Annotated in this window: 20 protein-coding genes; 11 read left to right on the top strand and 9 right to left on the bottom strand. The window is 40.6% G+C overall.

Annotated elements, in window-relative coordinates:
* Window positions 1-94 precede the first annotated feature (94 nt).
* On the top strand, window positions 95-1,312 hold the full coding sequence (locus H5162_RS11845) for a methyl-accepting chemotaxis protein (protein ID WP_182731630.1): 1,218 nt from the start codon (window positions 95-97) through the stop codon (window positions 1,310-1,312).
* A gap of 70 nt (window positions 1,313-1,382) precedes the next feature.
* The gene (gene queG, locus H5162_RS11840; protein ID WP_182778606.1) at window positions 1,383-2,516 is read left to right on the top strand and encodes a tRNA epoxyqueuosine(34) reductase QueG; all 1,134 of its coding nucleotides are present in this window, start codon (window positions 1,383-1,385) and stop codon (window positions 2,514-2,516) included.
* Between the two features lie 25 nt (window positions 2,517-2,541).
* On the opposite strand, the gene H5162_RS11835 is transcribed toward queG, so the two are convergent.
* The 3 genes from H5162_RS11835 to H5162_RS11825 all read right to left on the bottom strand — a co-directional run bounded on the left by H5162_RS11835 (window position 2,542) and on the right by H5162_RS11825 (window position 6,298).
* Entirely contained in the window at window positions 2,542-3,672 is a 1,131-nt protein-coding gene (locus H5162_RS11835; RefSeq protein WP_182735139.1) for a PleD family two-component system response regulator, read from the bottom strand.
* An 84-nt stretch (window positions 3,673-3,756) separates the two neighbouring features.
* Window positions 3,757-5,733, bottom strand: coding sequence for an ATP-binding protein (locus H5162_RS11830; RefSeq protein WP_182731633.1), 1,977 nt, complete (start codon window positions 5,731-5,733; stop codon window positions 3,757-3,759).
* 76 nt (window positions 5,734-5,809) lie between these two features.
* On the bottom strand, window positions 5,810-6,298 hold the full coding sequence (locus tag H5162_RS11825; protein ID WP_182731634.1) for a GNAT family N-acetyltransferase: 489 nt from the start codon (window positions 6,296-6,298) through the stop codon (window positions 5,810-5,812).
* A 124-nt stretch (window positions 6,299-6,422) separates the two neighbouring features.
* Between H5162_RS11825 and H5162_RS11820 the strand changes: the two genes are divergently transcribed.
* The 6 genes from H5162_RS11820 to H5162_RS11795 all read left to right on the top strand — a co-directional run bounded on the left by H5162_RS11820 (window position 6,423) and on the right by H5162_RS11795 (window position 11,800).
* Window positions 6,423-6,995: a glutathione peroxidase gene (locus H5162_RS11820; RefSeq protein WP_182731635.1), complete on the top strand. Its 573-nt coding sequence runs from the start codon at window positions 6,423-6,425 to the stop codon at window positions 6,993-6,995.
* A gap of 85 nt (window positions 6,996-7,080) precedes the next feature.
* On the top strand, window positions 7,081-7,362 hold the full coding sequence (locus H5162_RS11815) for a peptidylprolyl isomerase (protein ID WP_145236931.1): 282 nt from the start codon (window positions 7,081-7,083) through the stop codon (window positions 7,360-7,362).
* A gap of 68 nt (window positions 7,363-7,430) precedes the next feature.
* Window positions 7,431-8,009, top strand: coding sequence for a glutathione S-transferase family protein (locus H5162_RS11810; RefSeq protein ID WP_182778604.1), 579 nt, complete (start codon window positions 7,431-7,433; stop codon window positions 8,007-8,009).
* 17 nt (window positions 8,010-8,026) lie between these two features.
* The gene (locus tag H5162_RS11805; protein WP_145236925.1) at window positions 8,027-8,377 is read left to right on the top strand and encodes a DUF2750 domain-containing protein; all 351 of its coding nucleotides are present in this window, start codon (window positions 8,027-8,029) and stop codon (window positions 8,375-8,377) included.
* A gap of 77 nt (window positions 8,378-8,454) precedes the next feature.
* Window positions 8,455-9,135 (top strand): hypothetical protein, encoded by a 681-nt coding sequence (locus H5162_RS11800; protein ID WP_182778602.1) that lies wholly within the window; start codon window positions 8,455-8,457, stop codon window positions 9,133-9,135.
* Window positions 9,136-9,229: 94 nt separating this feature from the next.
* Entirely contained in the window at window positions 9,230-11,800 is a 2,571-nt protein-coding gene (locus H5162_RS11795; RefSeq protein ID WP_182731637.1) for a M1 family metallopeptidase, read from the top strand.
* Between the two features lie 316 nt (window positions 11,801-12,116).
* Here the strand turns inward: H5162_RS11795 and H5162_RS11790 are convergent, their stop codons facing one another.
* Both H5162_RS11790 and H5162_RS11785 read right to left on the bottom strand, forming a co-directional pair.
* Window positions 12,117-12,482, bottom strand: coding sequence for a hypothetical protein (locus H5162_RS11790; protein WP_182778600.1), 366 nt, complete (start codon window positions 12,480-12,482; stop codon window positions 12,117-12,119).
* Window positions 12,483-12,559: 77 nt separating this feature from the next.
* Entirely contained in the window at window positions 12,560-13,429 is an 870-nt protein-coding gene (locus H5162_RS11785; protein ID WP_182758747.1) for a hypothetical protein, read from the bottom strand.
* A 137-nt stretch (window positions 13,430-13,566) separates the two neighbouring features.
* Between H5162_RS11785 and H5162_RS11780 the strand changes: the two genes are divergently transcribed.
* The 3 genes from H5162_RS11780 (at window position 13,567) to yjjG (ending at window position 15,753) form a co-directional block, all read left to right on the top strand.
* Window positions 13,567-14,466: a phosphoribulokinase gene (locus H5162_RS11780; protein WP_145236910.1), complete on the top strand. Its 900-nt coding sequence runs from the start codon at window positions 13,567-13,569 to the stop codon at window positions 14,464-14,466.
* Window positions 14,467-14,533: 67 nt separating this feature from the next.
* Complete coding sequence (gene yjjX, locus H5162_RS11775) at window positions 14,534-15,079, top strand: inosine/xanthosine triphosphatase (protein WP_182731640.1); 546 nt, start codon at window positions 14,534-14,536, stop codon at window positions 15,077-15,079.
* Window positions 15,079-15,753 (top strand): pyrimidine 5'-nucleotidase, encoded by a 675-nt coding sequence (gene yjjG / locus H5162_RS11770; protein WP_182778598.1) that lies wholly within the window; start codon window positions 15,079-15,081, stop codon window positions 15,751-15,753. The genes yjjX and yjjG overlap by 1 nt, the downstream gene beginning before the upstream one ends.
* 256 nt (window positions 15,754-16,009) lie before the next feature.
* Here the strand turns inward: yjjG and lpxC are convergent, their stop codons facing one another.
* From lpxC to H5162_RS11750, 4 genes are all read right to left on the bottom strand, one after another.
* Entirely contained in the window at window positions 16,010-16,921 is a 912-nt protein-coding gene (gene lpxC, locus H5162_RS11765; protein WP_182718054.1) for a UDP-3-O-acyl-N-acetylglucosamine deacetylase, read from the bottom strand.
* A gap of 103 nt (window positions 16,922-17,024) precedes the next feature.
* Window positions 17,025-18,269 (bottom strand): cell division protein FtsZ, encoded by a 1,245-nt coding sequence (gene ftsZ / locus H5162_RS11760; RefSeq protein ID WP_182731641.1) that lies wholly within the window; start codon window positions 18,267-18,269, stop codon window positions 17,025-17,027.
* Between the two features lie 21 nt (window positions 18,270-18,290).
* Entirely contained in the window at window positions 18,291-19,523 is a 1,233-nt protein-coding gene (gene ftsA / locus H5162_RS11755; protein WP_145236894.1) for a cell division protein FtsA, read from the bottom strand.
* Window positions 19,520-20,299, bottom strand: coding sequence for a cell division protein FtsQ/DivIB (locus H5162_RS11750; protein WP_182735144.1), 780 nt, complete (start codon window positions 20,297-20,299; stop codon window positions 19,520-19,522). Before H5162_RS11750 ends, ftsA begins: the two co-directional genes overlap by 4 nt.

Genomic DNA, 20,299 nt, shown 5'->3' with positions numbered 1-20,299 from the left:
TATCAAAAATGGCTGCCGTTCATCCTATATTCTTGAATTAAAGTGAATTTGAACGATACTGAGTAAAACAATACAACAGCCGAGCGGGCAATTGATGAGTGGGTATATGCGTATTTATAACTTTATAGAACAAAGCTTCTTTTTTACTTTAACCCGAAAGATTGTTGGCAATCTTAGCTTTGTATTTTTTTTCCAAGCTATTACTTTGATTTGGTTATATAAAAGTCTAACTACGCAAGACGCAGACACTAGCCTATTTTGGTTACTCACGGTGATTATTATTGCCGGCTTTGCCTTTACACTCTTTTACATGCGCTTTCTGATCGTGCGCCCAGTTACAGCAATGCGTGATACTTTAATAAAAATTAACCGCCAAGATGCAAACTTAGCAGCTAAACTCCCCCACTTTACCTATGATGAATTTCGTGAGATCAGCCAACAGTACAATACCTTTACTGATCATCTAAGCCAATTACTCGCTACCACTTACCAAAGTTCGCAGGCCAGCGCACAAAGTAATAATCAAGTGACTGAGTCAATGCAACATACGGCGCAGCTAAGCGAACAACAAATTGATTTTAGCCAAACAATAACCGCAGCCAGTAATCAAATAACTGATAGTCTGCAAAGTATCGTTACCAATACCGATGATGTTCATCAAGTAAACGCAGAGCATTTAAACTTTGTTACACACTCTGCACAAGAACTCACAAAACTAGTCACTCAAGTTAAATCGATTAGTCATGTATTGAGCAGTTTTTCAGAAACGATTTCTGGCTTAAAACAAAACAGCGAGAATATTCGTAGCATCCTGAAAATGGTTGAAGAGTTTTCAGATCAAACTAATTTGTTGGCGCTCAATGCTGCAATAGAAGCCGCTCGTGCGGGTGAAGCAGGTCGTGGTTTTGCGGTTGTAGCAGATGAAGTAAGAACTTTATCGGTTAAAGTAAGTGATGCAACTCGCCAGATCAGCGATTTCATCAACCAAATGGATTCTTTAGTAAATCAAACAAATAAAGAATCTGAGCAACTTGTCAGTTATTCACATAATGCAGAAACAACCATTAGTAATACATCCCATGGATTTACCGATCGGCTTGTTGAATTTGAACACAATCAACAACAATTACAGCAAATTGTAAGCGCTGTGCACTTACTCGAACAGACACAAAATCAAACCCATCAATCAGTTGAACAAATCGTTGCATTAGGCAGCCAAGCAAAAGCACAAATTGATGTAGCGTTAGGTGATTGTCAATTATCACAACAACTAAGTGAGCAAACTCAGCAGCAGTTAAAGCGTTTTGTCTAAGTACAAGCGTTTTAACTGCGCTGTAAATGTGTTAAATTGCGCCGTTATTTTTTCTTAATGATGTACCCATGTGAGTAGTTCAATATCCGATCACACGCAGTTAGCCCTTGATATAAAACAGTGGGGTAAAGAACTTGGCTTTGCTGAAGTTGGCATCACTGACATTGATTTAAGCAAACACGAAGCACAATTACAGCGCTGGCTTGATTTAGGCTATCACGGCGATATGGAATATATGGCCGCTCATGGAATGAAACGCGCTCGCCCTGCGGAGCTAGTCCCTGGTACTGTGCGGGTTATATCAGTAAAAATGAATTACCTGCCCCCCGATGCAAGCTTTGCTAAAACCCTCAAAAATACCGATAAAGCTTATATTAGTCGTTATGCGTTAGGGCGTGATTATCATAAACTGATGCGTAATCGATTAAAGAAATTAGGTCAAAAAATTGAGCTGAAAATCGGTCAATTAGGCTATCGGCCATTTGTTGATTCAGCACCAGTATTAGAACGTCAACTTGCTGAAAAAGCAGGTTTAGGCTGGCGTGGAAAGCACAGCTTGCTAATCAATAAAGAAGCCGGTTCTTGGTTCTTTTTGGGTGAGTTATTTGTTGATATCCCTTTACCAATTGATAAGCCCAATGAGTTTGAGGGATGTGGAAAATGCGTAGCCTGCATTACTTTATGCCCAACCGGCGCAATTGTAGAGCCTTACGTGGTTGATGCACGCAAGTGTATTTCTTATCTTACTATTGAGCTGCAAGGACCAATCCCTGAGCAGTATCGCTCACTATTAGGTAATCGCGTTTACGGCTGTGATGATTGCCAATTAGTTTGCCCATGGAATCGCTACGGGCAAATTACCGATGAAGCCGACTTTCACCCACGAACACAACTAAAAGATAAAGATTTACTTGATTTATTTAGTTGGGATGAAGCTACCTTTTTAAAAAATACCGAAGGCAGTCCGATCCGTCGAATTGGCCATCAGCGCTGGCTACGAAATATTGCTGTAGGTTTAGGTAATGCGCAATTTAGCCAATCGATCGTTGACGCGCTCAGCGCCAGCTATGATCAATCAACCGAGTTGGTAAAAGAGCATATAGAGTGGGCGCTTAAGCAACAACGCTCAAAACAAGATAAATTGCTACGAAAAACCGCCCGTTTGATACGTATCGTAGAAAAGGGCTTACCAAGAGATGCGTAGCTTCACACCCCTTGATTATTTACTGTTACTTTTTCAATAAGATAGATAGGTCTTGCTCAATTTCATGAAAAGCGGCTTTCACTCCCTGCACAGACTCTTCACGGGCAACTGAGTTTTGAATCGCTTGATCTACCTTCTGATAAATAAACACTTCTTGATCTTCGTCTAACCCCATTGATGGAATACGCTGTTCTAACTCTTCTTGTAAACGCTTGAACACCGCTTCATTACTCTTACGGTTTTCATTTAACAGCTCAATTAAGCCATGAAACTTGCTATTCACCATAGTAATTGCATCATTTAGCTTTGTTTGTTGCGACTGTAAAGCTTCACGAGTCATGATTGCTCGTAGCTGTTGCTCTGTGACACTGACAATAAAGCACACATGGTCACGGATCCGGCCATGCTTATCAGGATCGTGATCTGGCATATTTAAAATCAATAAACTAATTAATTCATAGTTAACTAAGATACGGTGAGAAAACTCATGTAAGCGGCCCTTATTTTTGAGCATATCAAACAACTCAATTACAATTGGCGAACACGTACCATTGAGGGCAAAGTGCTCAGGAGCATCAGCAATAACTCTAAACTCAATATTACTTTGTAAATCAAACGATCTTAAACAATGAACTAGGGCCTCCCCAAGCGCTTTGGTGTTGTTAATCATACCAATCTTCTCAATATAATTAACTATTTGCCCCATTTCACTACTGTTTGCCATAGCATTGAATGCAGTTGATGTGGCCTCTTCAATTTGCTGTTCTAACGATTTTTTTTCAATCAGTACTTGATTAAGAATTTTCAGTTTCGATTTAAGTTCATCCTGTCCAAATGGCTTAACAATATAATCTTCAGCACCTACAGCATACCCTTCCATCCGCTCCTCTACTGTGCCTCTGGCTGATACAAACATGACTATGATATGAGCCGTACGAGGGTTTGCTTTTAGTCTTCTACATACTTCATAACCATTCATTTGTGGCATACTCACGTCAAGTAAAATTACTTGTGGCGCAAACTCTTCCACGATACTGAGGCACTCAGGGCCACTGCTAACCATCTTTAATTCAAAATCAAGATCTAATAATATTTCTTCTATAATTTCTAAATTAAAGGGCTCATCATCAACAGCTAGAATTCTCGTTACAGGCATAATTGTCATCCATTTCATAATTCATATTAATAGTTTAGTCGTAAAAAAAACTCTTACCAGTAAGGCTAAGTAATTTATTATTGCTTAGCTGAAACTTTTTATTTCTAAAGGCAGAGCGATGTGAATCGTCGTGCCTCCTGAGCTATTGTTATGAGCAGAAATAACTCCTTCATGTAATGAGACAAACTCTCGGCATAAGGCTAAACCAAGCCCTGTTCCACCAGCACCGCTATTAGTTGTGCTACTCTGCACGAATTTTGAGAAAACATACTCAAGTTCATCATCAGGTATCCCTATACCACTATCAATCACTTCAATAATTGCCTGCCCTTGTTGATTAGTTAAAACGACTTCAATACGGCTATGCTGATCACTAAATTTCAACGCATTGCCGAGGATATTACGTAATAATTGATTTATTTGCTCTTCATCACAGTCAATTATAATAGGCGGTTTTGGTGGCAAATACTGTACTTCAATCTCTTTTTCCATAGCGGTACCTGACACATCATCAATACTGGTTTTAATAATATTACTCAGGTTATGCGGGCGCGGATTAAAAGGGAACTTACCAACATCGAGTTTAGATAGGTCGAGTAAATTATTAAGTAATGAGAGCAGCCGCTCGCCACTACACTCTATGCGAGATAAATATTTCTGTAGCTTTTCAACTGAAATATCACCTCTGCCGAGTTTATCTAAACCAAAGCGAGCAAAACTTAATATTGAATGCATAGGAGTACGTAATTCATGGGACATATTAGCAAGAAACTCTGATTTACTGTGATTTGCTGCCTCGGCGACATTTTTAGCATGCTCAAGCTGCGATGTTCGGGCACGTACTTGCTCTTCAAGCATATCTTTTGCCTCGAGCAACAGCTCCTCTTTAAGTTTAAGATGAGTAACATTCTTAAAAATAACCGCGAGTGCAATATTACCATGATGGTCAATCTCATTAAACGAACCAACTAATGGGATAGCCTCTCCCTCTTTCATTGGCAGATATACATCACAACTAAATTGACGATTTTTATTTAACGTCGCTATTTTTTCTTTAATTTGCTCAGCAGACATCGTATCTAATAAAGTAAAAACTGAGCTACCTTTAAGTATTTTTGCAGGTAAATTAAAGAGTTTAGAGCAAGCATCGTTTGCTTCAATCACTTCACCATTGCGCTCAAATAACATAATCGCATCAGGTGTGTGCTTATAAATAACGCGTAACAAGCTATCCTTTTCAATAAGTGCATCAACGGTATCTTGCAGACGTTCAACTAACTCTGTGTTATGCCGTCTTAGCAACTCAGTTTGCCAAAGTTTATGCACAGATTGCAGTATCATATTTTCATTGATCGGTTTAACCAATACGTCTTCCACCCCTTGACGAATTGCTTCAATCATCGACACTTGATTTGGTTTTGAGGTAAATAACAAACAGCGACATTGCGGATATAGTACTTTGAGAGCGGCGAACACTTCTAAACCTGAGCCATCAGGCAGACTAAAATCACTCAATAACAGATCAATTTCATGCCCTTGCGCTTGAGTTACCGCAGAGCTAATACTATGAGCTGTAATCGTTTTAATATGGGCGCCTAACAGGCTATTTGCTATTTTTTCAAGCCGCTGGGGGATATGATCAACCAGCAATACCGTTGGTAATACTAAAACACTATCGGAGCCAAGCTCTAAAACACTCTCCAGCAAGGTGCTGATTTCTTTATTCGCAAAAAATGGATAAATTACAATAGCATTTGGCACCAGCCGATTAAGATCACTAAATGAAGAAAGTTGTTCATTGTTTTCAACTTTAGGGGCGAGAAGCAAAAAGCGATCTTGATTGATCTGCGTTACTAAAGAATTTGCGGTAGCTAATGGAACGCCATGAGCCACAGCCACTAAATCATAACAACTAAACGCAGTGCACTCATGTAGCATTGAAAAATGAATCAACTCAACTTCACAGCCAATCAATTCGAGCAATACTTTTATTCGCATCGCTAAAATGCTACTGCTATCAACTATCAATATTTTCCGCACAGCTTTGACCACGCTTTTCATCAACTTGAGATTGTAAAAGCGTAGCCTAAGTTTTCTGCATTAACATAATCAAAGAGGTTATTTTTTGGGAGTACCGCTACCCTAAGTGCTTACCTAAAATAGTTAAGCTGTAGTGATTGCCATCCATAATTGCTACATTAGGCAACTCTCCCCACCGTTGATAACCAAAACGCTCAAACAATTTAACACTCGGTATATTATGACTAAATATAAATGCCAGTAGTACTTTAATATTTAATGGCTTAGCTTGCTCTTGGGCAAAAGTAAGTAAACGTTTACCAAGCCCTTGACCTTGTGCATTGGCTGTAATGTAAATACTGACCTCTACCGTACCATCATAGGCTGGACGGCCATAAAATGACTTATAACTAAGCCAAGCTATCACCTTCGAGTCTTGCTCATAAACGTAAATAGGCCGCTGCTCGGTATGGCTATTAAACCAACTTTGCTTGTCTGCTATGCTTACTTGTTCGGTGTCGGCTGTAACCATTCTACTTGCGATTGTTTCATTATAAATTGCAACTATAGCGGCTAAATCATTACTATTTGCTAATCGTATTGTCATTTTGTTTTTAGCGGTTGTTGATCAATTCATTGCATAGTAACGTATGAGTTAAACTGACACTACTGCAAAATAAACGGTAGACTGCCATCTAGGGTGATCAGCCACAACAAGTTAAGGAATCGGTATGTTTAAAAAATTATTATTATGCTGCGCAATACTCAGTTGTAGTGTTTATGCACAGCCAGAGCAAACAAGCCAACAGCAGGTTGAGGCTACATCATGTGATGACTTCACTAATGTTACTATGCGCAAACTTCGCTCTAAAGAGAGCATTAATTTATGTCAATTCAAGAATAAACCCTTATTAATAGTCAATACGGCAAGCAACTGCGGTTTTACGCCACAATTTGAAGGTCTAGAAGCGCTATATCAAAAATACCAAGATCAAGGTTTAGTGATACTGGGATTTCCTTCTGATGATTTTTTCCAAGAAGAAGATGACGAAAAAGACACCGCTAAAGTTTGCTTTGTAAATTACGGCGTAACTTTCCCGATGTTTGCCACCAGCGAAGTCAGAGGCAGTGATGCTAATGCTATATTTAAACATTTAAATGCCCAAACGAGTTCGCCAAATTGGAACTTTTATAAATATCTTGTATCTGCAGATCGCAAACAGGTTGAACGTTTTAATAGCAAAACCAAGCCTGATTCAGACAAGTTAGTTAAAGCAATAGAACAAGCAATTTCAGATATTTAATTTTATACTGGTACAAGTAGTTATTATTGAACTAGAATAACGTAAGGTTTGATTAAAAAAACACCACCTTGAAACGGGAGATTTTATGACAGTGGCAAGTGCAAGACACATATTAGTAGACAGCGAAGCGCAGTGCTTAGATTTAAAAACCAAGATTGAACAAGGCGAAGATTTTGCTGAGTTAGCTAAGGCACATTCAAACTGCCCTTCAGGTCAGGATGGCGGTGCATTAGGTGAGTTTGGTCCTGGTATGATGGTTCCTGAATTTGATAAAGTGGTATTTTCAGCACCGATTAATCAAGTACAAGGTCCTGTGCAAACTCAGTTTGGCTACCACTTACTTGAAGTGACTAGTCGTACAGAATAACGTTGGTTTTATTACTAACCTAAAAGAAAGCCGCCTCTGCGGCTTTCTTTTTATCCTAAGGAAAGCACATGCAACTATTAGGCTCAACAACCTCGCCATTTGTACGCCGCATTCGTATTTGGGCACTGTTAAATCAATGTAGTCTTGAGTTTATCAACTTAGATATTTTTTCAGACACTGATCGTCAGCTGATGATACAAAATAATCCAGCCCGAAAAATTCCAGTGCTAATCACTAAGCAGCAAACTTTAGCTGATTCAAATAACATCATCCGCTTTTTGCTCGAACAACACAGTCAAACTCGTCTGAATTGGCAACAAGAGCACCTACTAACAATCATTAATGCATGCAATGATTCGCTGGTTGAGCTATTACTTTGTCAGCGTTCAGGATTCGATACACAGGATGATAAATTATTTTTTAATCTACAAAATGAACGCATTGCTGAAACATTAAGCTATTTAAATAACCATTTTGCAGATGCAGAATTTAAAAGCTGTGAATACCTGTGCATCAGTTTATACTGCTTACTTGATTGGATTTGCTTCCGCGAGTTAACGGATCTAACGGCACATACCGAGTTAATGAATTTCTATTATTCATTTGATCAGCAACAGGCAGTGCAGCAAACCGATCCACGTAATTAACATTTAAGGGTAAACACATGAGTGATATCGAAATTGAATCAGAACTAGTTAGTTTTGTTGAAAAAGTACGTCAAAGTGAACAAATCTGGGCGCTAGGTGCTGAAGATGGCGGTTTTGTGGTTTGTGACTCTAACCAATTTGAAAACACCGATGTACTACTATTGTGGGAAAGTGAAGCAACAGCAAAAGCCCAGTGTAAAGAAGAATGGGCCGATTACAGCCCACTGCAAATCACCTTGGATGAGTTTTTAGATGACTGGGTTGAAGATCTAAAAGAAGATGACGCACTGGTTGGCCTAAACTGGAATGACGACCAAGTATGTGTTGAAATCGAGCCGGTTGGATTAGCACGCGCACTAAGCGAATAAGCATTATTTAACATTGCTTTACTGCGCTGGTTTATTTGCTATAAACTAGCGCAAATCTTTACTTTCAGGGTATTACGTTGAAGTCCCATCTTGGTCGCCGCCCTTTTTCCGCTATGGAATTACATACGCTTTACCATGGCTATATATATGGTGATCAACGCTTACCTCGCGAACAGCCGAAACACTGGCATTTTTGGCTCCCTTTAATCGCTTATTACAGCGGAGCTTACAGTGATGAAATTGGCCATTTACAACTGTGCGATATTGTTGAACATCAACAGATCCTTTGTTTTCATTTCCATACCCACGGTAAAATAAAAGCCCGTATTGTGCCTATCCATCAAGCACTTTTTGATGCTGGCTTAAACGAGTATATCGCAGCAGTTAAACAACAAGGATACAATCGCCTATTGTTTGACTTACCATCTAAGTCAGGTCGCTATAGCGAGAAAGTTCGCATTTGGTTCTCTGGTGAAGGAGAGCGTGCCGGCTACTTACAAAAGTGTGATATTCCCAATATCGATCAACTTGGTATGAAAACCGCTGTCAGCAGTCTCAGGCTCAATTTTGAGCAGCAAATCCGCATTTATGCAATTCAAGCAGGCAATAAAGATGCTTTTAATTATCTGCTGGGTTTTAATGAATATGAATTGACTGAATTTAGCGATGTAATCACCCTTAATCAGATCTGCCAACAAATACGCGTGATCAACCAGCACATTGATTGGCACCGCTTTAATCAGCGCCACACCATTTGACAAACTTTGTTACCAACTAGCTCATTACTCACTGCTTAAAAACTGTTACGATAACTGAGCACAAAACTCTAACAAGAAAATATCAGGGATATCTATGTTTATTAAAAGCCTACTCACACTCAGTGTGGCCGTTGCAGTAAGTTCAGCTCATGCTAATGAGTTTGTCCTAGAAAAGCTCGCAAAACCAAGTTCTCAACACGTATCTCTAACGCTTGATCCAGCTCAAGAAACCTTTAGCGGTATGACCGAAATCGCCCTTGAAGTACTTAAGCCAACTAACTATATCGAGCTAAATGGTGTTGCTTACGCAACGCAAATGGCAAAACTGCTTGGGGCAGAAAACTGTGACTTAAGTGCTGAAATGCTAAAAACAGGTAAAGTAAAATTTAGCTGCGATGAGCAAATTCAACCAGGTAAATACACGCTTAAAGTCGACTTCACTGCCCCCTATAATCGCCAAAGTGTTGGCCTGTATAAAACCTTAGATCAGGGTGTGCCGTATTTATTTACCCAATTTGAAATGAGCGATGCCCGCCGCGCATTCCCTGTATTTGATGAACCAAGTTATAAAATTCCATTCCAATTAACGATTACAGCACCTAGCTCTCAAAAAGTGTATGCCAATACACCTGAGTTAAAAACGACCGTTAATGGCGATATGACCACTCACTTTTTTGATAAAACACCGCCAATTCCTTCATACTTAGTGGCCATGGCTGTCGGTCCATTTGAGGAGCGTGAAGTCAAAGGCATGCCAATTCCAGGTCGTGTGATCACGCCACAAGGTAAAATTCACTTAGGTGAATATGCCGAGCAAGCAATGCCAAAAGTATTGGCCGCGCTTGAAGGCTACTTTGGTATTCCTTACGTTTATAAAAAACTAGATTCAGTCGCTGTTCCAGAGTTTCCATTCGGTGCCATGGAAAACGCAGGCTTAGTTACCTACCGTGAAGATATTTTGCTGCTTGATTTGGCTACAGCGACTCGCAATAAAAAACAACGTAATGTATCTATCATCGCTCATGAACTTGCTCACCAGTGGTACGGTAACTTAGTAACCATGAAATGGTGGAATGACTTATGGCTAAATGAAGCGTTTGCAAGCTGGATGGCTGCTAAAATCACAGCCCAGCTTAACCCTGAATTTGAATCACATTTAGACCTGCCGCAAAATAACGTTATGGCGTTAGATGCTCGTTTAAGTACTAAGCCAATTCGTAAACCAATCAAAACCGAAGCCGATATTATGGACGGCCTAGGCTTAGCTTATAGCAAAGGCAGCTCGGTATTAGCTATGGTTGAAAACTGGATTGGCGAAGAGGCTTTCCAGCAGGGTATTCGTGCTTATTTAAAAGAGTTCTCGTATAAAAACGCCGAAGCAGCCGACTTATGGCAAGCCCTTGGTAAAGCATCAAATAAAGATGTGGCAGCGGTTTTAAAATCGTTTATCGAACAATCTTCATTCCCACTGATCAAAGTAACTCAGCAAGGTAAAACGATTACCATTAATCAAAGCCGCTTTACTAACGCGGGCGTTGATGCTCCTGCACAGCTTTGGAATGTGCCAGTTGCAATAAAATACGGTGCTGGCGATAAAGTTAAAACTGCCAATGTATTACTAACTAAAGCCAATCAAACTGTTGAACTTGAATTTGAACCTGAGTGGATTTATCCAGATCAAGGCGCTTTAGGTTATTACCGCTGGGTGATGGATGACAAACAATTTGCTGCATTGATTGATAACGCCGCACAGTCATTGACAGTACGAGAACGTTTAGCGTTATTGTCTGCCGCTGATGCATTACTAGATGCTGGTGTTATTTCTGCTGCACATTTAATGCAAACACTAGAAGTTTTTGTAAGCGACAAACACCCACGCGTTGCTAATACCGCTTTGGGTTATTTAGCCGCACAAAAGCGTACCTTTGAAGATGAAAGCAACCAAGACCTGTGGCCTGAATTTATTCGTAAAAGCATCATGCCTGCAGCTAAACAGTATGGTTTAACTGCAAAAGTTAAAGAAGATGCTGCAATCTCGCAATTACGTACTCAAGTAGTTGCGCGTTTAGGTTTTGATGGTGAAGATCAAAGTGTGATCAATACCGCCAAGGCACAAGCCCGTGTTTACTTAAATAACCCAGAAAAAGTTGATCCGTACCTTGCGTCAATCTACTTAAACTTAGCCGCATTCCATGGTGATAAAAACCTACTCGATGCATATATAAATACCTTTAAAACTACCAAAGATCCGCAAGTGCGTACAAAAATGCTAGCGGCTATGAGTTACTTTGGCACGCCAGAGCTACAAACTAAGGTATTAAATTACAGCTTAACTGACGATGTCACTGCATCTGACATGCGTACGATTATGTCAGGACAGGCTTACACGAAAGCCCGTGAAGCTTTGTTTATTGAATGGATATACGCGAATTACGATAAGGTAGTTGCAAACTTGCCACCTTTCTTCGTACCTAACCTGCCTAACTTTACCACCTCAGGTTGTAGCGCCAGCAGCTTAGCAAAAACGCAAACTTTCTTTATGAGCAAAATTGCTGATGAGCCAGGTTATGCCCGTACCTTAAGCAAGCTTGAAGAAAGCGTAAATAATTGTATTGCACTTAAAGAACGTGAACTAGCTTCAGTTAATAGTTTCTTAAAACGTTAATTTATACCCAAACCATCTCAAGATGCAGAATTCAGCGTTTCACAGGTGCTTAATATCAAGGCGTTACTTTGCAAGACAGTCCCTTTTAAGAAGGAACAACGATGAGAGTAAGTGCCTGTGAAACGCCCAAGGGGTTGGTTTAAAAGCGATTTATACTGCGTTATTGATTTTAACAAGGGAATCACCATTCTTTGCAATCAATGCCTTGCCTAAATCGCTTTTAATTCCAACTGAAACTCGCATCTTGAGGTGGCTTGGGTATATATCTACAAAAACGGCAAGCCATTGGCTTGCCGTTTTTTATCAACAGCGTTATTTATCCATTGATAATTTTTACTAGCTGAGAAATAAACTCTTTTGCTCCTTCAACGCTGGTCATTTTAAAACCTATTCCATAATGTATTGGATTCGTGCTTTTAAAAATACGCGTTGGAAACCGTGTCATTTCACTACTATGAAAAAAACCGCTAATGCGGTTAACGCCTGCTATTTTATTAAAATCATCACTAAAGACTTCCAGTGCAGGACGAAGCACAAGCTTAGCTTGGCCACCTTCTATATGCAGATAAATTGCTTCTTTGGACTTAGGTAACATATATTCAGTGATATTCTTAATTCTAAAATTACTACGGCAATCTAATGCAATAAGTTGCTCGTTGATTTGCTCTGGACTAGCTGACATGGATATCCTTGATTTTCATTAAGCTCTTAGCTGTAAACTACAGCACAGCCAAGAACCTGCAAAGTTTTATATTATAGTTATTTAACGCAGACAAAAGCGAGTTGATCATTTAAGTAGCTCATACGGGTAATATTGGTGTCACAGAAAGGCGTTAAATCAAGCCATAGCGAGACCTGTTCAGGGCTATTTAGCTGGCGCTGGTAAACACGATTATCGACCGCATAAATGACCGTATTAGCGTCTTTAAATGCGTAATCTTGTACCGTCTGCGGTAAACGAAAGAGGTCAGTGACGGTATTTTCTTGCGGATCATAACTTGCTAACCAGTGCTGCTGCGCTTTGCTATAACTAAATGTATAGGCAGCTAATGCATGGTTAAATGTCAACGTACGGCCAATATGCTCAGCAACCACTTTTGGCTTCGCTGCAGCAACCTGAGTATATTGTAAAGTATGTGGTTCGCCTAAAATAAACATCACCATATCATTTTTGGCGCCCCAGGCATGATAACCAACTGGTTCTATCCACTCAAAAATACGACTTGGTTTAACATTATCGTCAAACGGATATTGCCATAACTTTTGCTTACCATCCGCCTCAACTACGATAGCTGACAGTGCCTTACCATTAGGTGTTAAAGTCGGCGAGTATTCACTCACAGCAGTATTTGTTAAATTAGTTACTTGCTTATTGGTAAAATCATAAAAAGCTAGATCTGTTTGACTTTGCCCATCACTTTGCACTTCTTGGGTAAAATAAATACCACCTTTGGTAAGTAAAGGCTGATTATTATAAACATCATTATTAGTGATACGGCTTACTTGTAACCCATATTCTGTGTTAAGTTTAGCAAGTAAAATTTCGCTTTTCGGCATCGCAGCTAAAACGCTATTAGGGGTAACTGCAAGGGTGGCAACAAAACTTAGCCAAGGTAAAGTCAATTTCATATCATTCTCTAATTATTTTTATCGCCCTTATAATAGCGCTATTTTATAGTTATTCCCAAGTCTGTTATTGATATGTCACTTGACCTACCCCCTTACTACGCCTTATAACTACAGAGCTACTTAAAACGAGAAAAATTATGTCAGCTAAACATCCTATTATTGCGATCACTGGTTCATCTGGTGCGGGTACTACCACCACGACAAGTGCTATTAAGCATATATTTCGTAGTCTTAATATTGAGGCCGCATTTATAGAGGGCGACAGTTTTCATCGCTATACTCGTCCTGAGATGGATAAAAAAGTTCGCGAAGCGCAGCAAGAAGGTAAACACATTAGTTACTTTGGTCGTGAAGCTAATGACTTTGCAGCCCTTGAAGGTTTGTTCAGCACCTATGGCGATACTGGAGCAGGTAAATTACGTCGTTATTTGCATACCTTTGACGAAGCCGTGCCATACAATCAACTACCAGGTACCTTTACTCCGTGGCAAGAACTGGAAAGCAGTACCGATATTTTATTCTACGAAGGACTGCATGGCGGTGTTGTCGATGAAGATCATGATGTAGCTAAGCATGTTGATTTACTAATTGGTATGGTGCCTATCATTAACCTTGAGTGGATCCAAAAGTTAATCCGCGACACCTCTGAACGTGGTCACTCTCGCGAAGCTGTTATGGGCTCAATTGTCCGCAGTATGGATGATTACATTAATCACATTACGCCACAGTTCTCACGTACTCACATAAACTTTCAGCGCGTGCCAACCGTTGACACCTCAAACCCATTTAGCGCAAAAGATATTCCGTCCCTTGATGAAAGCTTTGTGGTTATTCGTTTTCGTGGCATAGATGACGTCGATTTTCCGTATTACCTACGTATGATCGAAGGCAGCTTTATGTCGAGGATCAACACCTTAGTGGTCCCTGGCGGAAAAATGGGACTCGCTATGGAGTTAGTATTAACCCCACTTATCAAAGATATTATCCTTAAAAAGCGTGCGCTTGCCGAATTAGCCCCCGTTGATTTGCCTATTTAAGAAATACGCTTGCTGAAATACATAGCTTATGTAAACTGCTGACTTCATCATAAAAGGAGATGTCAGCATGACAGAGCCATTACGCATTCTCGTCGGTTCCAAAAATCCGGTAAAAATAAATGCTGCCCGCAGTATTTTCTCTCTCTATTACCCTGATATGACGATTGATTGTCAAGGAGTTGATGCACCTTCACAAGTACCTGATCAGCCAATAGGTGAAGATGAAACACGAATAGGCGCACAAAATCGTGTCTTGTATTGCCAACAGCATTACCAAGCTGATTTTTATGTTGCAATGGAAGGTGGTGCTGAGCAATTTAGCTACGGCCCCGCTACCTTTGCATTTGTAGTCGTTGCTGATAACCAACAACGTGCTATCGGTCGTAGTAGTAACCTTCCTTTACCCCCAAGCCTGTATAATGCGTTATTGCAAGGCAAAGAACTTGGCGATGTAATGGATAACGCATTTAATACTACCAATATCAAACAGCAAGGCGGTGCTATTGGTTTATTAACTAATCATCATGCCACCCGAGAAAGTACCTATACGCAAGCGCTGACACTCGCTATGGCGCCTTTTCTTCACCCCGCGCTTTACTCTAAGGAAGTTTAATGAAGTACACCCATGTTTTATTTGATGCCGACGAAACCTTATTTAGCTTTAATGCCTATGCAGGCTTAAAAAGAATGTTTGCAGTTTATGGCGTAGATTTTAATGACGCTGATTACAGTCATTATCAAGCAACAAATAAACCGTTGTGGCTTGAGTATCAAAACAATACTATTTCCGCTACTCACCTACAAGTTACTCGATTTAGTGAGTGGGCTAATAAGCTCAATGTTCCAGCTCAACAGCTTAATGATAATTTTTTAACTGCCATGGCTGAGATCTGCGAACCATTACCTGGCGCTATTGAACTGCTAAATAAACTAAAACCGCATGCTAAATTAGGCATTATCACTAATGGTTTTACCCAGCTACAAGCACGCCGCTTAGAGCATACCGGATTAAAAGAGATGTTTGATTGTTTAGTTATCTCTGAGCAAGTGGGAATTGCAAAACCAGCCGCAGAAATTTTTTATCACACTTTTGAACTGTTAGGTAATCCACCAAAAGAACAGATCTTAATGGTCGGTGATACCGCAAGCAGTGATATCTTAGGTGGCCAAAATGCCGGGATTGATACCTGCTGGCTACAGCATCCCAACACAGTTCTGCCAGAAGGCATTGAACCAACATACCAAGTGACTGAGCTGGTACAGTTACAACAGCTGTTAGGATTGTAAAAAGGTTTAATACCAATCGACTTAAATATTTAACCATTCTAGCGAGCTAAATAAAGCGCTAACTGCGTTATAATTTTTTAAGTAGAACAACTACATGTCAAAATTTACGCCTTGTTATCACTCCATTTATCTGTCGCTATAAATGGTCAGTAACTTAACACGATTGGTATAACATTAAAAAACTAAACCGCAATATTTAAACAAAAAAATGACGCTAGATAGCGTCATTTTTTATAACTGTTTTAAGCGTTTGCGATTAAGCTGTGGCTACTTCTAAACCTGGTGCTGGCATGTATACTGGGGTATCAAATGTTGCCCATTCCCATGCTGACTCAGTCGCCATAATTTTACGAAGTAACTTATTGTTCAGGTCATGGCCTGATTTATAAGCTGTAATTTTTCCTAAAATGTTGTGGCCTGTCATAAACATGTCACCAACACAGTCTAGAATCTTATGCTTAACAAACTCATCGCTATAACGCAGACCGTTAGGATTAAGTACTTTAAACTCATCCAATACCACGGCGTTATCCATGCTGCCACCTAAAGCTAGGTTATTAGCATGCATATATTCAATGTCTTTCATAAAGCCAAAAGTACGTGCGCGGCTGATTTCTTCCGTAAAGCTTTGTGCCGTAATATCTAAACCGATACGTTGGCGGCTTTCATTGATTGCCGGATGATCGAAAGCAATTTCAAAGTCGATATGAAAACCATCATATGGTTCAATCTCGGCCCATTTATCACCTTCTTCAATACGTACTTTTTCTTTAATACGAATAAAGCGCTTAGCCGCATTCTGCTCTGCAATGCCGCCTTTTTGTAACAAATAAATGAATGGTAATGCACTACCATCCATTATTGGTACTTCTGAGCTATCTAATTCAACGATCAAATTATCGATACCCATTGCCGCTACCGCAGCAATAAGGTGCTCAGTCGTAGATAAGCGAACGCCATCTTTATTAGTTAAACAGGTACATAATTGCGTATCGCCAACGGCTTCAGGTGTTGTTTCAAAATCAACAACCGGATCAAGGTCGACACGACGAAATACTATCCCAGTATTTGCGCTCGCAGGTCGGAGAGTAATAGTGACCTTCTCACCTTTGTGAAGTCCAATTCCTATGGCTTTGACTATCTCTGCAATGGTACGCTGTTTAATCATAGCTTCGCTCACTTATAGTTACAGTTAGACCGCCGATTATATCACATATACGACCAGCTGCCAAATTCGTTCGCTTTTCAAACAAAAACAATTACCTTTTTGCTTAATCTGCTTGTTTTCTTAAAAATGCAGGGATGTCGAAATAATCGCCACCTTCTGATTTATTAGACTTTTTACCGCTATCATTAGTTTTAGATAAACCACTATTGCTTTGCGTTGTCTTGCTCGATTCATGCTTTTCAATCGCTGGAGCAGCAGTCATTTCATCGCCACTACCTTGGCTTGCAAAGCTTGGTACATACATACTGCTAGTTTGGTTTGTTGAACTGCTAACATCAGAACCTGACGCTTTTTTAAAGCCGTTATCGACAATACCAAACTGTGGACGACGATCGCCGCCTAAACCTGTAGCGACTACAGTTACACGTAGTTCATCAGTCATTTCAGGGTCAATAACCGCACCAACCACCACAGTCGCATTTTCAGATGCTAATGCTTTAACGTGATTACCAACAATTTCAAACTCTTCAATTGCGATATCCATACCTGCAGTGATGTTAACTAGGATGCCTTTCGCGCCAGTTAAATCAACGTCTTCAAGTAGTGGGCTTGAGATTGCAGCTTCTGCAGCTTCTTGCGCACGATCAGGACCCGATGCAGACGCTGTGCCCATCATCGCAGTACCCATGGCTGACATTACTGTACGTACGTCGGCGAAATCCACGTTAATCAAACCAGAACGAGTAATTAGTTCCGCAATACCTTGCACGGCACCAAATAATACATCATTAGCTTTAGCGAATGCGTCTAATAGTGTAGTCCCTTTGCCTAAAACTTTAAGCAATTTATTGTTAGGAATTGTAATAAGTGAATCTACAATTTCTGACAATTCGTTAATACCTTGTTCAGCCGCTGCTGCGCGCTTTTTACCTTCAAAGTCAAACGGACGTGTCACTACAGCAACCGTTAAAATACCTAACTCTTTAGCAATTTTGGCAACCACAGGCGCAGCACCTGTGCCAGTACCACCGCCCATACCCGCTGCGATAAATACCATATCAGCACCTTCAAGGCTGGCACGAATAGTATCGGCGTCTTCTTCTGCTGATTTACGACCTACATCAGGGTTTGCACCCGCACCTAGCCCAGACGTGATCTGAGTACCTAGTTGCACCGTAATATCTGCTGATGAGTTACGTAATGCCTGAGCATCCGTATTAGCGGCAATAAAACGCACGCCTTCAATTTGTTGCTTAACCATGTGCTCAACAGCGTTACCGCCGCCGCCGCCCACGCCTATTACTTTTATAACAGCTTCTTCGCTGTGTTGTTCCATTATATCAAACATGTTTACTCTCCGACTTGAGTATTAAAACTCGCCTTGAAACCACTTCGTTATGCGGTTCCACCAATTATTATCGCCTTCAGGTTTCGATTTTTGTGCATTCATCGATTGCATTGTGCGGCCATATTGTAATAAGCCAACCGCCGTTGCATATGAAGGGTCATCTACATAATCTGTCAAACCAACTATCCCTATAGGTTTGCCTATTCTCACTGGCATCTGGAAAATGTCTTCAGCCACTTCCATCGCGCCAGCCATTTTAGCACTACCGCCAGTAATGACGAGTCCTGCTGCAATTTGGTCTGCTAATCCTGAACGATGAATTTCTTCCATCGCTAATTCAAATAATTCTCTAAAACGTGGCTCAACCACCTCAGATAAGGTATGACGCGACATTAACCGCGCTGGTCGCCCGCCTACACTAGGCACTTCAATAGTTTCTTCGCTGCTGGCCATTTGGCTACTTGCACAGGCATATTGTACCTTGAGTGATTCAGCATGGGATATCGGTGTACGAAATATTTTTGCAATATCGCCAGTAACTTGGTTACCCGCTACAGGAATAACTGCAGAGTGGCGCAACGCACCATTGATATAAATAGTGATATCCATCGTACCGCCACCGATATCAAGTACCGCAACACCAAGCTCTTTTTCGTCATCGGTTAATACCGAATAACACGACGCTAATGCGGTGAAAATCAGTTGGTCAACTTCAAGACCACAACGCTCAACACATTTTTCAATATTTTTCGCCATATCGTTTGAGCAAGTTATGATGTGAGCACGGGCTTCCATTCGTACACCACTCATACCACGCGGGTTTTTAATCCCTTCTTGCATATCGATACTATATTCTTGCGGCAGCGCATGCAGCATTTTACGTTCGGCTGAAATAGGCACAGAGCGCGCAATATGAATAACATTTTCAATGTCTTCATCAGTCACTTCAGTGTTATTAATTGCCACAACACCACTTTCGTTTTGGCACTGAATATGTTTACCTGAGATCCCCAAATACACGGAGCTAATACGGCAATCAGCCATAAGTTCAGCTTCATCGATTGCACGACGAATAGACTCCGACACCAAGTTAAGGTCGTTTACGCCGCCTTTATCCATACCATGGGACACTTGGCTGCCAACCCCAACAATGCTGAGTTTGTTATCTGCGGTGATTTCACCAACCGTGGCCACCACTTTTGAGGTGCCAACGTCTAATCCAATCACTAGGTTTCTTTCTGCTGACTTAGTCATGCCTTACTCTTATTTTGTAATTGCGCTTCTTCCAGGAGCTTCCAGCTCACTGCAAGGCCGGTATCATACCGTAAATCCACTACATCTACTTGTGCATCTGCACGTTTTTCCATCCGCGGGTAAACATCTATAAACCGCTGTACCCGTTTAGCTTTTTCTTTACGCCCTAATTTAAGGCGAATACCGTTATCGAGCCATAACTGCCATGAAAATCGCTCTGACAATGCAAGACTGGTTAACTTAAAACTATTGACCTTAAGCATTTCATCAAGCTGCTTGAAAGCTCCCCAAGCTTCAAACTCACTGCCCTCAGGGCCATAAAGTTGTGGCAGCTCGTCACTGAGCTTCGCACTGCTAGCTTGAAACACTTCACCGCTTTGGTTAAGTAATAAATCACTGTTCCACACTGCGACGGCCTGATGCTCTACCACATACACTTGTAATGTATCTGGCCACTGCTTGCGTACCGATGCAGTAGCAACCCATGGCAGCTCTTGAACCAAATGTTGAACATGTTTAACATCTAAATCAAAAAAACTCGATAAGTCAGCTTTTTTAATCGCGCCAATAATCGCTTTTTCGTCCGTATATTGAGGTTTCCCCAACACCGCTAAATGCTTTATCTGCGCATCTTTATTTTCCACCAACCACTGTCTAACGCCGCTGGTTATTTGTACTAAGCTAAAAACTACAATAAGGAAAAAGCTCACACCAAAGATTAACGACCAATTGAGTTGCTGTTTTAATTGTTGCGCTTTTTCCAAAAAGGGATGCAT

This window comes from Pseudoalteromonas sp. SR41-8 (assembly GCF_014163915.1).
GTDB classification, from domain to species: domain Bacteria; phylum Pseudomonadota; class Gammaproteobacteria; order Enterobacterales; family Alteromonadaceae; genus Pseudoalteromonas; species Pseudoalteromonas rhizosphaerae.
Note: the sequence above shows the minus strand (reverse complement) of the source record. Positions and strands in the feature narration are given on the sequence as shown.